Source organism: Kosakonia beeri, from assembly GCF_054165705.1.
The window spans coordinates 4493996-4508566 of sequence record NZ_CM135106.1; the positions used below are offsets into that span (position 1 = coordinate 4493996).

Annotated in this window: 11 protein-coding genes; 8 read left to right on the forward strand and 3 right to left on the reverse strand. The window is 54.5% G+C overall.

Annotated elements, in window-relative coordinates; genetic code table 11:
• Window positions 1-184: 184 nt before the first annotated feature.
• Window positions 185-2740: an ATP-binding protein gene (locus ACUY4S_RS21300; RefSeq protein WP_458022822.1), complete on the reverse strand. Its 2556-nt coding sequence runs from the start codon at window positions 2738-2740 to the stop codon at window positions 185-187.
• A gap of 126 nt (window positions 2741-2866) precedes the next feature.
• On the opposite strand from ACUY4S_RS21300, the gene ACUY4S_RS21305 reads away from it, so the two are divergent.
• From ACUY4S_RS21305 to ACUY4S_RS21330, 6 genes are read left to right on the forward strand one after another with little or no spacing between them, the layout of a single operon-like run.
• On the forward strand, window positions 2867-4390 hold the full coding sequence (locus ACUY4S_RS21305) for a sugar ABC transporter ATP-binding protein (RefSeq protein WP_458022821.1): 1524 nt from the start codon (window positions 2867-2869) through the stop codon (window positions 4388-4390).
• Window positions 4383-5384: an ABC transporter permease subunit gene (locus tag ACUY4S_RS21310; RefSeq protein ID WP_458022819.1), complete on the forward strand. Its 1002-nt coding sequence runs from the start codon at window positions 4383-4385 to the stop codon at window positions 5382-5384. The genes ACUY4S_RS21305 and ACUY4S_RS21310 overlap by 8 nt, the downstream gene beginning before the upstream one ends.
• Window positions 5385-5418: 34 nt before the next feature.
• On the forward strand, window positions 5419-6360 hold the full coding sequence (locus tag ACUY4S_RS21315) for an ABC transporter substrate-binding protein (RefSeq protein WP_312690318.1): 942 nt from the start codon (window positions 5419-5421) through the stop codon (window positions 6358-6360).
• 52 nt (window positions 6361-6412) lie between these two features.
• Window positions 6413-7099 carry a D-lyxose/D-mannose isomerase gene (locus ACUY4S_RS21320; RefSeq protein ID WP_312690320.1) on the forward strand — a complete coding sequence of 229 codons (687 nt, stop codon included), beginning with the start codon at window positions 6413-6415 and terminating at the stop codon, window positions 7097-7099.
• A gap of 23 nt (window positions 7100-7122) precedes the next feature.
• The gene (locus ACUY4S_RS21325; protein ID WP_312690322.1) at window positions 7123-7983 is read left to right on the forward strand and encodes a ketose 1,6-bisphosphate aldolase; all 861 of its coding nucleotides are present in this window, start codon (window positions 7123-7125) and stop codon (window positions 7981-7983) included.
• Window positions 7980-8987 carry a carbohydrate kinase family protein gene (locus ACUY4S_RS21330; protein ID WP_312690512.1) on the forward strand — a complete coding sequence of 336 codons (1008 nt, stop codon included), beginning with the start codon at window positions 7980-7982 and terminating at the stop codon, window positions 8985-8987. Before ACUY4S_RS21325 ends, ACUY4S_RS21330 begins: the two co-directional genes overlap by 4 nt.
• A gap of 28 nt (window positions 8988-9015) precedes the next feature.
• Here the strand turns inward: ACUY4S_RS21330 and ACUY4S_RS21335 are convergent, their stop codons facing one another.
• Window positions 9016-9747 (reverse strand): response regulator, encoded by a 732-nt coding sequence (locus tag ACUY4S_RS21335; RefSeq protein ID WP_458022818.1) that lies wholly within the window; start codon window positions 9745-9747, stop codon window positions 9016-9018.
• A 255-nt stretch (window positions 9748-10002) separates the two neighbouring features.
• Between ACUY4S_RS21335 and fdhF the strand changes: the two genes are divergently transcribed.
• Window positions 10003-12150 (forward strand): formate dehydrogenase subunit alpha, encoded by a 2148-nt coding sequence (gene fdhF / locus ACUY4S_RS21340; protein WP_312690326.1) that lies wholly within the window; start codon window positions 10003-10005, stop codon window positions 12148-12150.
• A 328-nt stretch (window positions 12151-12478) separates the two neighbouring features.
• Window positions 12479-12631 (forward strand): Hok/Gef family protein, encoded by a 153-nt coding sequence (locus tag ACUY4S_RS21345; protein WP_458022816.1) that lies wholly within the window; start codon window positions 12479-12481, stop codon window positions 12629-12631.
• 263 nt (window positions 12632-12894) lie between these two features.
• Here ACUY4S_RS21345 and gltP read toward each other — a convergent pair whose 3' ends face one another.
• A complete protein-coding gene (gene gltP / locus ACUY4S_RS21350; protein WP_312690330.1) occupies window positions 12895-14208 on the reverse strand; it encodes a glutamate/aspartate:proton symporter GltP in 1314 nt (437 codons plus the stop codon).
• Between the last annotated feature and the right edge of the window lie 363 nt (window positions 14209-14571).

Genomic DNA, 14571 nt, shown 5'->3' on the forward strand with positions numbered 1-14571 from the left:
CAAAAAAGAGAGATATGCGGATTTCAGGTTTAGCCTTAAATAAGTAGCAATCCTTTCAATCTAATTTATCGGCCGTTGGAGAAATGAGCAAGAACATTACGCTCAGGTCTGTGAAGATCATCACCAGAAATAACTACCGCTCTTATTTTTTCCGGCTGGAACCACAATTAAAGGTGTGCGTATTTTATGCGGCGATTCGCCGCAATGCCTGCGCCAGTTGGCCACGGGTAAAAGGTTTACGTAGCAGTTCCACATCTGGCAACGCAGGGTTCTGCGCCGGGCGCAGATCCTGGCCACTGATCAACAACAACGGCAAGTGTGGATAGCGCTGACGCGCAACCGCAATCACCTCTGCGCCGCTTAAACGCCCCGGCAGCATCAGATCGCTGATTAACATGCCGATCTCCTGTGAGGCCTCCAGCAGTTGCAGCGCCTGTTCGCCGGTTTCCGCTTCCAGTGTTAAATACCCCAACTCGTGCAATTGTTCACAGAGCGTCTGTCGCACATCAGCTTCATCTTCCAGCACCAGTACCAGCGTGTCGCGGGTATCGTGTGCCTGCATTGGTAAAGCCTCAACATGGCCGACTGCCTGCACGGCAGCGCGCGGCAGTTGTAATCGTACAGTAGTGCCCTGCCCCGGTGCGCTTTCGATCTCTACCCGGCCACCAGACTGGCGCACAAAACCGTAGACCATCGACAGCCCCAGACCGCTGCCGCTACCGGTTTGCTTGGTGGTAAAGAAGGGTTCAAATACCTGCGCCTTCACCTCCTGCGACATTCCGCAGCCATGATCGATAACCTCCAGCGCCACCATATCCTGCTTGCGTCCATCGCTACGGGTCACGCGTTGATTCCAGGTGCGTACTTTCACCGTCCCGCTTTGCCCTTCCATCGCGTCACGGGCATTCATCACCAGATTGATAATGGCGTTTTCCAGTTGCCCCACGTCGATCCACGCAGGCCAGGCCGGATGCTGAGCTTCAATGTCCAACGTTAACGTCGCAGGCAGCGAGTGGCGCAATAATTCCCCCAGATTCTCCAGCAATGGCTGCATCTCTACTGCATGCGGATGCAGTGACTGTTTACGGGAAAATGCCAGCAAGCGCTGCGTAAGCAATGCACCGCGTTCCGCTGCTTTCAGCGCGCGAGAAATCCGCGGCGAACCTGGCTGCTCCAGTTCGAGGCTGCCGATGATCACCGCCAGCAAGTTGTTGAAATCATGCGCCAGTCCACCGGTCAGTTGCCCGACCGCTTTCATTTTCTGGCTATGCAGCAACGCTTCTTCCAGGCTTTTACGTTCCGTTCTGTCCAGGACCACATTGACCATGCCGCGTCCCGGAACCGGGCTGAAACGCAGTTCAATAGTACGATTATCCACCAGGCGAAGTTCCTGGGTTTTAGGTAACGGGCGGGCAAGATTATCCTGTACATGCGCTGGCAGAGGAGCAAGCTGCTGGAGCAGGCTTTGATAATGCTGACCGCGCTGCAACGCGTGCGCCGTTAACCCCAATAACAAGGGATATTGCGGGTTCCATACCACCAGGCACCCCTGATTATCGAACAAGGCAAACCCGTCTCGCATGGCGAGGAAGGTGGTTTCGAGCTGCGTGCTTTTCTCTTTGAGCAGCTTTGAGGTGTGCTCCAGTGACGCAGTGTTACGGGCAAAAACGTTGAACGCGCGAGCCAGCTGGCCCAGTTCATCGCGCCGCTGCAAGGCCGGCACGGAGACATCCTGCTCGCCGCGCGCCAGTTGCGACATTGCGCGCGAGATCGCCGTCAGGTTAGACCCCAGATTGCGGTAGATATACCACCCGGCGAAACCGGTGATCACCAGCGCCAACAGCGCAAACACGCTGATAAAAATGATGATGGAGCGCATCTCCTGATGACTTTGCGCCGTGCGCTGTTCTGAGGCCTGTGCCACGGCAAAAACATAGCGGTTGATATCGCTATTCAGCAGTGCCACCAGCGCTTTGATATGAAACATTGACCAGCTGATCGCTAAATCACTCTCTTCCAGCTGGCGCGACAGCGGCTCAAGCTTCCGCAACTCGGCGCTGAAATCCGGCAAAATAAATGCCACTGCCGGCTCGCTCGCCTCATTGGGCAACTGACCCATAATGTCGCTCAGTTGCCTGATCGTCGGCCGTGGCGAGGGTGTCTGGATCGCCGCAATCATTAACCGGTCCATCTCCTCCAGCAGCCGCTTGTCGGGTACGTTGCGACCATTAAGGGCATTCAGATCCTGTAAATGACGTAAATAACTCTGGTTCTGATACAGCGAACTGAGCAACGCGTTGCGCTCAAGGTGGCGGCGCTGCCCGCGTTGTAGCATGTCGGTTACGCTCTGTTGTAGTTCATGGCTACGCCGGGTGATTTGCGCCACCAGTTGCGGTTCCAGCGAGGCCAGTGGCGCATTCGCCAGTTGGCTCAACGCGTGCTGGAGTGCGCCTTGCGTCGCCTTCAGTTGCTCCGCTTCCCCTTTATATTCCAGCGCCCCCACAACCTGGGACAGCCGAACCGCGGCCGTGGCGACGCTGGCGGTATCACGCGCCAGATTCATACTGGCGGTCATATCATCCAGTGTTTGCTGTTGTACCTGCTCCTGTAACTGGCTGGCGTGGCGAAACCCCAGTACCGCCACCCCGCAGACCATTAACGTGACCGCGACCACCAGCAAATTGAAGAACAACAGCCGCCCTCGGGCGCTGGCGAAAAAGGGGCTTGCACGATACGGCATGAGGGCTCCGGATAGGGTTCAGCACGGTTGCGTAACATCACTATGACAAATATGAACAGCTTCTGACATTTTGCATTTACCAACGTGTGATGAAGTGCGGATATCGTTCTTCTGAGGAGCCAGGACATGAGCAACATGCCCGTGCTGGAGATGCGCAATATTGCCAAAGCGTTCGGCAAGTTTTACGCACTCAAAGGGGTGGATCTGACGGTCTGGCCCGGTGAAATCCACGCGTTAATGGGTGAGAACGGCGCCGGTAAAAGCACGCTGATGAAGATCCTTGCCGGTGCGTATAGCGCCACCAGTGGCGAGATCCTGATTGACGGCCAGCCCTATGTGATCAAGGGGCCAAAAGATGCGCTGGCAGCAGGCATTACCTTGATCTACCAGGAGATGCAGCTGGCCCCCAACCTCACCGTCGCCGAAAACATTTTCCTCGGCAGCGAACTCTCCCGTGGCGGCCTGGTGCAGCGTAAAGAGATGGCCGCGCAGGCGCAGGCGGTGATCGATCGCCTCGGCGCGCATTTTAAAGCCACCGACCGGGTGATGAAGCTGACCATTGCGGAGCAACAGCAGGTGGAAATCGCCCGTGCACTGCATCGCAAGAGTCGTATCCTGGTCATGGACGAACCCACTGCCGCGCTCTCTTCCCGCGAAACCCATCGCCTGTTTGAACTCATTTTGCGCCTGCGCGATGAAGGAATGGCGATCATCTATATCAGCCACCGCATGGCTGAAGTGTATGAGCTGTCTGACCGCGTGAGCGTACTGCGCGACGGGCAGTACGTTGGCGGCCTGACCCGCGACAAGCTGAACGCGTCCGAGCTGGTGCGAATGATGGTCGGTCGCCCGCTCAGCGACCTGTTTAATAAAGAGCGCGATATTCCTCTCGGCAGCCCGCGGCTGACAGTGCATAACCTGACCGATGGCGAAAAGATTTCGCCGGTCAGTTTGCAGGTACGTTCCGGCGAGATAGTCGGCCTTGCCGGTCTGGTCGGGGCGGGTCGTTCGGAGCTGGCGCAGTTGATCTTTGGCGTGCGCAAAGCAACGGGCGGGATGATCGAAGTGGATGGCGAACCGGTGGTGATCCATTCCCCGCGCGCCGCCATCGATCTTGGCATTGGTTTCCTGACAGAGAACCGCAAAGAGCAGGGCTTATTTCTGGAACTGGCAGCGCAGGAAAACATCACCATGGCGACGCTGGAGCGTGATGCCGCATGGGGCATGCTCAACCGTAAAAAGGCGCAGACCATTTCGGATGATGCCATCAAATTACTGAATATTCGCGTGCCGCATGCACAGGTTCGGGCGGGTGGATTGTCGGGCGGCAACCAGCAAAAATTGCTGATTTCCCGCTGGGTGGCTATTGGCCCACGCATCCTGATCCTGGATGAACCAACACGCGGCGTCGATGTCGGCGCAAAAAGTGAAATCTACCGCATCATGAACCAGATGGCGCGCCAGGGCGTAGCCATCCTGATGATCTCCAGCGAACTGCCGGAAATTGTGGGCATGAGCGACCGTGTCTATGTCATGCGTGAAGGCAGCATTGCGGGCGAACTGCACCACGGCGACATCACCCAGGAAAACATTATGACGCTGGCAACCGGCGTAAACGAATCTCATCACCAGGCGGTATCGCATGACTGACTCCAAAGACACGACAGCCGTAGAGGCCGCTAAATCGGCCTCCGCCAAAAAGATGCTGATGGGCGATCTGATGCAAACGGTCGGCATCCTGCCGATTTTGATCCTGATTGTCGCCGTTTTCGGCTTTGTTGCGCCGAACTTTTTTACTGAAAGCAACCTGTTGAATATTACCCGCCAGGCATCGATCAACATCGTGCTGGCAGCGGGGATGACATTCATCATTCTGACAGGCGGTATCGATCTCTCCGTCGGCTCGATCCTCGGCACCACGGCCGTGGCGGCCATGGTGGTGTCGCTGATCCCCGAATTCGCCATGCTCTCGGTGCCAGCGGCGCTGATGCTCGGTCTGCTGCTTGGCACATTTAACGGCGCACTGGTGGCGTTTGCCGGGTTGCCACCCTTTATTGTCACACTCGGCACTTACACGGCGCTACGTGGTGCGGCCTACCTGCTGGCCGACGGCACGACGGTGATCAATTCAGATATCAGCTTCGAGTGGGTGGGCAACGACTATCTTGGCCCGGTTCCCTGGCTGGTGGTGATTGCTCTGGCGGTGGTGGCGTTGTGCTGGTTTATTCTGCGCCGCACCACGCTCGGGGTACATATCTATGCAGTGGGCGGCAACATGCAGGCCGCGCGCCTTACCGGCATCAAGGTATGGCTGGTACTGCTTTTTGTCTACGGCATGAGCGGCTTGCTGTCCGGACTGGGTGGGGTGATGAGCGCCTCGCGCCTGTACAGTGCCAACGGCAACCTTGGCATGGGCTATGAGCTGGATGCTATCGCAGCCGTGATCCTCGGCGGCACCAGCTTTGTGGGCGGCATTGGCACCATCACCGGCACGCTGGTGGGGGCGCTGATTATCGCCACGCTGAATAACGGGATGACGCTGATGGGCGTCTCCTACTTCTGGCAATTGGTGATCAAAGGGGCGGTGATCATCATTGCGGTGCTGATCGACAAATACCGTACCCGGCATCATCAGGCAGCATAACAATACCCTACAAAACAGAAGCGAGGATTACAGCATGCGTCTTAAACCTCTTGTCACTGCGCTTTGCGCTGGCGCGTTACTGGCCAGTGCGCCATTTGCGCAGGCCAAAGATTTGAAATCCATCGGCGTCACGGTGGGCGATCTGGCGAACCCGTTCTTCGTGCAGATCACCAAAGGCGCGGAGCTGGAAGCACGGAAACTGGCGGGCGATAAGGTCAAAGTCACGCTGGTTTCCAGCGGCTACGATCTCGGTCAGCAAGTGGCGCAAATCGATAACTTTATTGCCGCGAAAGTCGACATGATCATCCTCAATGCTGCCGACTCGAAAGGCATCGGCCCGGCGGTAAAACGCGCGAAAGAGGCTGGCATTGTGGTTGTCGCAGTCGATGTGGCGGCAGAAGGGGCTGATGCGACCATCACCTCCGACAACACCCAGGCGGGTGAAATGGCGTGCAAATACATTACCGATCGTCTGAAAGGCAAAGGCAATGTGGTGATCATCAACGGGCCGCCGGTTTCCGCTGTACAGAACCGCGTTGAAGGCTGCCAGACCGAGTTTAAGCGCCACCCGGATATTAAAGTGCTTTCGGATAACCAGAACGCCAAAGGCAGCCGTGAAGGCGGACTGGAAGTTATGACCTCGTTGCTGGCTGCTAATCCGAAAATCGATGGTGTATTTGCGATTAACGATCCCACTGCGATCGGCGCCGATCTGGCGGCAAAACAGGCACAACGTAATGAGTTCTTTATTGTTGGCGTTGACGGCAGCCCGGACGGTGAAGAAGCGCTGAAACGTAAAAACTCACTGTTTGTTGCGACCCCGGCACAGGATCCTCAGGTGATGGCGGCCCGCGCGGTGGAAATCGGTTATGACATTTTGCAGGGCAAAGCCGCGCCAAAAGAGCCGGTGCTGATCCCGGTCACTCTGATCGATAAACAAAATGTCGGCACTTATAAAGGCTGGACGGTGAAATAAGGTCTTTCGCCCTCTTTCGTCAGGGAGAGGGCGTGCCAACACAGGGGAAACCATGAAACGCTCTGCGATTAATGAAATTCTCGGGCATACGCGGCAGTTCTTCTCCATGCATGATGTGCATTTGCCGCCTTTCGCCAGTTTTCCGCCAACCAAATGGCAGCAACTGGACCGGGACGCCTGGCGCGAAGTTTTTGATCTGAAACTGGGGTGGGATGTCACCGCTTTTGGCGGATCGAACTTCGACGCGCAAGGGCTAACGCTCTTCACCTTACGCAACGGCTCACCCGATGGTGCGCCCTATGAAAAATGCTACGCGGAAAAGATCATGCACGTGCGCGACACGCAGATTACACCCATGCATTTCCACTGGCGTAAACGGGAAGACATCATTAATCGCGGCGGCGGCAATTTAATTATCGAACTGTGGAACGCCGATGCGCAGGAACAAACCGACAGCAACGACGTTACCGTAGTCATTGATGGCTGCATTCAGACTCACGCGGCAGGCAGCCAGTTGCGCCTCTCACCAGGGGAAAGCATCACACTCACACCAGGGTTGTATCACAGCTTCTGGGGCGAACCGGGCTTCGGCGATGTGCTGGTCGGCGAAGTCTCCTCGGTCAACGATGACGAGCATGACAACCGTTTCTTGCAACAGTTTGATCGCTTCAACAACGTTCTGGAAGACGAACCAGCACAACTGGTGCTGTGTAACGAATATCACCTGTTTCTGAGATAAGTTTCAGGTTAAAGGGGACAGCTATGCCGATGATTTCTCTCGCCGACGGGCTGGCGCATGCGCGCGAGCACCACTATGCCTTAGGTGCCTTCAACGTGCTCGACACCCACTTTTTACGTGCGCTGTTTGCCGCTGCAAAACAGGAGCGGTCGCCTTTTATCATCAATATTGCCGAAGTCCATTTTAAATATATCTCGCTGGAGTCCCTGGTGGAGGCGGTGAAGTATGAAGCCGCGCACCATGATATTCCGGTGGTACTGAACCTCGATCACGGCCTGCATTTTGAATCAGTGGTGCGCGCATTGCGTCTCGGTTTTAGCTCTGTCATGTTCGACGGCTCCACGCTGGAGTACGAAGAGAATATTCGCCAGACCCGCGAAGTGGTGAAAATGTGCCATGCCGTCGGCGTTTCGGTCGAGGCGGAACTGGGCGCGGTAGGTGGCGATGAAGGCGGTGCACTCTATGGTCACGCTGATGAGGCCTATTTTACCGACCCTCAACTGGCGCGGGACTTTGTGGATCGCACCGGTATCGACACGCTTGCGGTGGCCATTGGCAATGCGCATGGCAAGTACAAGGGCGAACCGAAACTCGACTTTGAGCGACTGGACGCGATTCGCCAGCAGACCGGTCTGCCACTGGTGCTGCATGGCGGTTCCGGTATCAGCGATGCCGATTTCCGGCGCGCGATTTCGCTGGGCATCCATAAAATCAACTTCTACACCGGCATGTCGCAGGCGGCGCTGGGCGCTATTGAACGGCAAATGGCAAACCGCCAGCCGCTGTATGATGAGTTCGCGCAGTTGTTGCTGGGGGTTGAAGAGGCCATTACGGACACGGTTGCCGGGCAAATGCGCATTTTTGGCAGTGCGGGGCAACTCTGATGGAACGCAAAGGGATTATCGCCGCGGGTAATATGCTGGTCGATCATGTTCACCAAATTGTGCAATGGCCGGAGCGCGGCTGGCTGGCGGAAATCACGCATAGCGAGCGTTCTACCGGCGGCGCGCCGCTGAATGTGCTGCTGACGCTGGCGAAAATGCATACGGGCATGCCGCTACAGGCGGTGGGGCTGGTGGGTGAAGACAGCGATGGCGACTACATTATGGCGATGCTGGAGCAGTACCATATCAACCGCCAGCATGTCCAGCGCACGCACGTTGCGCCGACATCAATGTCACAAGTAATGACCGATCCCTCCGGGCAGCGCACCTTTTTTCACTCGCCTGGCGCTAACCGCCTGTTGGATCTCCCCGCCTTTGATAGCCTTGATAGCAGCATGAAAATCTTCCATCTCGGCTATTTACTGCTGCTCGACAGCCTGGATATGCCGGATGAAGAATTTGGCACCCGCAGCGCGCGATTACTGGCACAGATGCGCGAACAGGGTTATGAAACCTCGCTGGATTTGGTATCACGCAAGGGTGATCCGCGCTATCAGCCGCTGGTGTTGCCGTGCCTGACGCACCTGGATTATCTGGTGATTAATGAACTGGAAGCCGGCGAATTCAGCGGGCTTGCCATGCGCACCACAGACGACAAACCCCATATTGACCATATTGCGTTAGCGGCGGCAAAGCTGTTGGCGGCAGGCGTAAAACAGCGGGTGGTGATCCACTGCCCGGAAGGTGCCTGGGGTGAAGCCGCCGGGCAGGCCGGAGAGTGGATCCCTTCGCGTATGTTAAGCCAGGCGGAAATTATCGGCAGTGTCGGTGCGGGTGATGCGTTCTGCGCCGGGTTTTTATACGGATGCCATGAACACTGGACACTGCATGCCAGCGTCCAGTTAGCCCATACCTGCGCCCGCGCCAGCCTGCTGTGCGCTAACGCCATTGACGGCGCCAAAACACTGGAGGCGTTGCAGGCGGAGATCGCCGCCGCAACCTAACGGCCCGATAATGCGCAAGGCAAGGCAACTAGGCTGCTTTCGCGTTATCAATAACATCAGCCGCGAAGACATAACCCAGCCCGCGCAGCGTTTTGATAAAAGCAGGCTGGTGCGGATTGAGCTCGATTTTGCGCCGCAGGCGCATAATCAGCACATCAATGGTACGGTCAAAAACCTCGACGCTTTCGCTATGGGTTAACGTGAGCAGTTGTTCGCGGCTCAGCACTCGCCGGGCGTTTTGCACCAGTGCCAGCAGCAAACTGTATTCCCCCTGCGTCAGGGCAATATTCTGCTGCTGCGGGTTAAACAATTCGCATCGCACAGGATCGAGATGCCAGCCGTTAAACAGGAAACCTGCCGTTTTCACGCCAGCGGTGTCGGCCGCCAGCACGCCAGTGCGGCGCAATACCGCATTAACCCGCGCCACCAACACGCGCGCGTTGAAAGGCTTGCCAATATAATCGTCTGCGCCCATTTCCAGCCCGACCACCACATCCGACTCACTGCCTAAACCGGTTAGCATCACGACCGGCAGTTCAGGCCGCTGTTTTTGCAACTGCTGTAAAACACGCAATCCGTTGATATCCGGCAGCATCATATCCAGCAGCACCAGCGCGATATCGGGTTTCTGCCCGGCAAGCGCTATCGCATCCAGCCCGTTATGGCAGACGTAGACCATAAAGACATGCTCACTGAGCACCTCTTCCAGCAGTTCGCATACCGCCGTATCGTCATCTACCACCAGAATTGCAGGTTTCATCTGTCGCATCCGCAGGCGTTGTTGGGCTAAGTGTGATCCATTCTGTAAGCAGCCAACGATAAATGCAGTGAATAAATGCCGGTTTTTTAATCGGGGTCACATCCCCTCGCCTTTCGACACGTCACTTTTGACGATGACCTGCGTTTCGTCAGTATTTTGACCAAATTTGCGCCGTAATATCCGTTAATAGCCCCAATAACGCTATGGCATAGAAGATGCATAATGGGGAAGACAATTTTAACTGGAGCGAAAGTGATGAAAAAAGTCGTCACGGTTTGCCCGTATTGCGCCTCGGGATGCAAAATCCATCTGGTGGTCGATAACGGCAAAATCGTTCGGGCTGAAGCAGCGCAGGGGAAGACCAATCAGGGTACCCTTTGCCTGAAGGGGTATTACGGTTGGGACTTCATTAACGATACCCAAATCCTGACGCCTCGTCTGAAAACCCCGATGATCCGCCGCCAGCGTGGCGGCAAACTGGAATCTGTGTCCTGGGATGAAGCCCTCGACTATGTCGCCGGGCGTTTAAGCGCGATCAAAGAGAAATATGGCCCGGATGCTATCCAGACCACCGGCTCATCCCGCGGTACGGGTAATGAAACCAACTACATAATGCAAAAATTCGCGCGCGCCGTTATTGGTACCAATAACGTCGATTGCTGCGCTCGTGTCTGACACGGCCCCTCGGTTGCAGGTCTGCACCAATCGGTCGGTAATGGCGCGATGAGTAATGCCATTAATGAAATCGATAACACGGATTTAGTGTTTATCTTTGGTTATAACCCTGCAGATTCTCACCCTATCGTCGCCAATCATGTTCTTAGGGCGAAACAAAACGGGGCGAAAATCATTGTCTGCGATCCGCGCAAAATTGAAACCGCGCGCATTGCCGATATGCACGTTGCGTTGAAAAACGGGTCGAACATCGCCCTGCTTAACGCTATGGGACAGGTGATTATCGAAGAAAACCTGTACGACCAGGCGTTTGTTGCCAGCCGTACGGAAGGCTTTGAAGAATATAAAAAAATCGTTGAAGGCTATACCCCGGAATCGGTTGAAGATGTCACGGGTGTAAGCGCCCAGGAGATCCGTCAGGCAGCACGTATGTATGCCGGGGCAAAAACAGCCGCGATCCTGTGGGGTATGGGCGTCACCCAGTTCTACCAGGGTGTGGAAACCGTGCGCTCGCTGACCAGTCTCGCGATGCTGACCGGAAATCTGGGTAAAGCTCACGTGGGCGTTAACCCGGTACGCGGCCAGAACAACGTTCAGGGTGCCTGCGATATGGGTGCGCTACCGGACACGTTCCCGGGCTATCAGTACGTGAAAGAAGAGGCGCACCGCGAGAAATTCGCTAAAGCTTGGGGCGTGGACAGCCTGCCTGCGCACACCGGTTATCGCATTAGCGAGTTACCGCACCGCGTCGCGCATGGCGAAGTGCGCGCGGCGTACATTATGGGTGAAGATCCTCTGCAAACCGATGCCGAGCTTTCGGCAGTGCGTAAAGCGTTTGAAGAGCTTGAGCTGGTGATTGTGCAGGACATTTTCATGACCAAAACCGCGTCTGCGGCGGATGTTATTTTGCCGTCTACGTCGTGGGGTGAGCATGAAGGTGTGTACACCGCTGCAGATCGCGGTTTCCAGCGCTTCTTTAAAGCGGTTGAGCCGAAGTGGGACTTGAAAACGGACTGGCAAATTATCAGTGAGATTGCCACCCGTATGGGTTACCCGATGCATTACAACAACACGCAGGAAATCTGGGACGAATTGCGTCATCTGTGCCCGGACTTCTACGGCGCTACCTACGATAAAATGGGTGAGCTGGGCTACATTCAGTGGCCGTGTCGCGACACATCGGAGGCCGATCAGGGTACCTCTTATCTGTTTAAAGAGAAGTTCGATACCCCGAATGGACTGGCGAAGTTCTTTACCTGCGACTGGGTCGCGCCAATGGATAAACTGACCGAAGAGTATCCGATGGTGTTGTCCACCGTGCGTGAAGTGGGTCACTACTCCTGCCGCTCCATGACCGGTAACTGCGCCGCGCTTGCCGCGCTGGCGGATGAACCGGGCTACGCGCAAATCAACACTGCCGATGCCGCAAGGCTGGGCATTGAAGATGAGGCGCTGGTGTGGGTGAACTCGCGTAAAGGGCGGATTATCACCCGTGCGCAGGTCAGCGAGCGTCCTAACAAAGGCGCGGTGTATATGACCTACCAGTGGTGGATTGGTGCCTGTAATGAGCTGGTCACAGAGAACCTCAGCCCAATTACCAAGACGCCGGAGTATAAGTATTGTGCCGTGCGCGTGGAGCCGATCGCCGATCAGCGCACCGCCGAGCAATATGTTATTGATGAATACAATAAGTTAAAAACCCGACTGCGTGAAAGCGCGCTGGGTTAATAACCGAACATAGTCATCTTATTAAAGCGGAGTGATTAATTCACTCCGCTTTTTCTTTATTGAGGCACATAAATAAATTACAGATGATATTTGAGAGCAAGCCCGAATAAAAATCTAATTTAACGCAAAGGAAATTACATACTTCATTTTAGACGTGAAGGAATAGTATATCAGGCAGCCACGTAATCCTTTTAAATTTAACCATGTTAGTATTTATGAATAGGAGAAGTCAGCCCCGGATCTGTTTCCATAACCCAGGGCTACTCCTCAACTCCTACATCGGTTGAAAGTTCGCTTCTTATTCTTTTCTTTAAAAAGAGTAAAAGGCATGACGCCATTAAGATACTTGTTAAGCATTCTATTAATTCTTTGTGTATCAATCCTGCTGCTCACCTTTATTGATCGTGGGAGCCTCTGGGAATTAACAATAAAGCGTCAACACCAGGGAGTGGCGGAAAAATTAACCTGTCTCTCTGGCTAAACCTGGCAGGGGGAAAGTTTTCCTGGCCGTGATCCGCAAAAGCGTTACCCGCGCACGTTAAATATCGCTCAACAGGCCCCGCGCCGAGCGATTGCAGGGCAACACACCTGAGAGGCGCATCAGCGGATCTTCGCTATTCACCAGCATGGCAGTTAGATAAGCGGTGTTAACAAGTTAGGTAAACGGAAGGGAAGGAATGAGAAGCGTAACGGGATAACGAAAAACCCTGTCGGCGCGAGCGCGCTAACAGGGTTTCAGCAAGCTTACTGATCGGCGGTTTTGTCGAATTTGCCCAGCACTTCGCGCTCATACGCCAGCGCTTTTTTGCGGTCAAATTTGTGTTCCCACTTGGCGATAACCAACACTGCCAGTGCATTACCCACCACGTTCAGCGCGGTACGGCCCATATCGAGAATACGGTCAACACCGGCAATAAACGCCAGACCTTCCAGCGGAATACCGACGCTACCCAGCGTTGCCAGCAGTACCACAAACGAAACGCCAGGCACACCGGCGATACCTTTCGAGGTCACCATCAGCGTCAGCACCAGAATAATCTCCTGACCAATCGACAGGTCGATGCCATACAGCTGTGCAATAAAGATGGCAGCAATACTCTGGTACAGCGTAGATCCATCAAGGTTAAAGGAGTAGCCGGTCGGTACCACAAAGCTGGTGATTGACGCAGGTGCGCCGTAGGCTTCCATCTTCTCAATGATACGCGGCAGCACGCTTTCAGAGCTGGCCGTTGAGTACGCCAGGATTAGCTCTTCTTTGAGAATGCGGATCAAAATCCAGATGCTGAGACCGCAAATACGCGCCACGATGCCCAACACCACCAGCGCAAAAAACAGAATGGCGAAATAGACCAGGATCACCAGTTTAGCCAGTGGCCACAGCGAGGCAAAACCGAAGTTCGCGACCGTCACCGAGATGAGTGCGAAAACCCCTACCGGTGCATAACGCATCACCATATGAGTAACTTTGAACATGGTTTCAGAGATCGAACGGAACACCGTAACCAGCGGCTCGCGGTGCGTTGCCGGCAGGGAAGAAAGCCCCAGGCCAAACAATACGGAGAAGAAGATGATCGGCAGCATGTCACCCTTCGCCATCGACGCAATGATATTGGTCGGTACCAGCGATAAAATCGTCCCCATCAGGCCGTGAGCGTGGCTTTGCACTTCTGCGGTGGTGCTTTGGTATTTCGAAATATCCACCGCCGCCAGTTGTGACATATCAATACCTGAACCCGGCTGGAAAACATTCGCCAGCGTGATGCCCAGAACGATAGCAACCGTAGTGATCACTTCGAAATAAATGATGGTCTTCGCACCGATACGACCAAGTTGTTTTGCATCGCCAACACCTGCAATCCCAACAACCAGCGTGGAGATAACGATTGGCACCACAATCATTTTAATCAAATGAATAAAGATATCGCCTGCCGGAGACAGGAGGTTCGCAATCAGCCACTCGCGGCTGTCGCTGTGATAATGCAGGTAACTACCCAGAAGAATACCCAGCACCAGGGCCAGCAAAATTTGCCAGGCCAGGCTGACTTTCATGTTTTTCATAATTACAGACATCCTCAATGAAGCACCATTCCATGGTCAGGAACGACACATACTGAAAGGGTATGATTCGCATCGCACGGTATTGCGGGGTTTTTTAAAGCGCATTATCAGTATCATTTGCAGGGTGTAATACGCAACCCTATACCGTAAGGGGGTTTGACTGAATTTTCTCATAAAAATGGCTTTTTATTTCAGTTATTACTTATAACTTGCTGTTATAGAAAAGTTTTCTACAAGACCATTTACAATATTTACTTTTGGAAATTATTCACCGAATGATGTTCATTTGCGTATTTTTTGACCGGCAATAATGCCACACCGGTCATCGAACATGGAAATTTCGACTGCTTTTTATCCATCAGC

Excerpts from the sequence above, each read along its gene's own strand:
- ACUY4S_RS21300 (WP_458022822.1), bottom strand. The coding sequence starts at position 2,740 with ATGCCGTATCGTGCAAGCCCCTTTTTCGCCAGCGCCCGAGGGCGGCTG.
- ACUY4S_RS21305 (WP_458022821.1), top strand. The coding sequence starts at position 2,867 with ATGAGCAACATGCCCGTGCTGGAGATGCGCAATATTGCCAAAGCGTTC.
- ACUY4S_RS21310 (WP_458022819.1), top strand. The coding sequence starts at position 4,383 with ATGACTGACTCCAAAGACACGACAGCCGTAGAGGCCGCTAAATCGGCC.
- ACUY4S_RS21315 (WP_312690318.1), top strand. The coding sequence starts at position 5,419 with ATGCGTCTTAAACCTCTTGTCACTGCGCTTTGCGCTGGCGCGTTACTG.
- ACUY4S_RS21320 (WP_312690320.1), top strand. The coding sequence starts at position 6,413 with ATGAAACGCTCTGCGATTAATGAAATTCTCGGGCATACGCGGCAGTTC.
- ACUY4S_RS21325 (WP_312690322.1), top strand. The coding sequence starts at position 7,123 with ATGCCGATGATTTCTCTCGCCGACGGGCTGGCGCATGCGCGCGAGCAC.
- ACUY4S_RS21335 (WP_458022818.1), bottom strand. The coding sequence starts at position 9,747 with ATGAAACCTGCAATTCTGGTGGTAGATGACGATACGGCGGTATGCGAA.
- ACUY4S_RS21345 (WP_458022816.1), top strand. The coding sequence starts at position 12,479 with ATGACGCCATTAAGATACTTGTTAAGCATTCTATTAATTCTTTGTGTA.
- gltP (WP_312690330.1), bottom strand. The coding sequence starts at position 14,208 with ATGAAAAACATGAAAGTCAGCCTGGCCTGGCAAATTTTGCTGGCCCTG.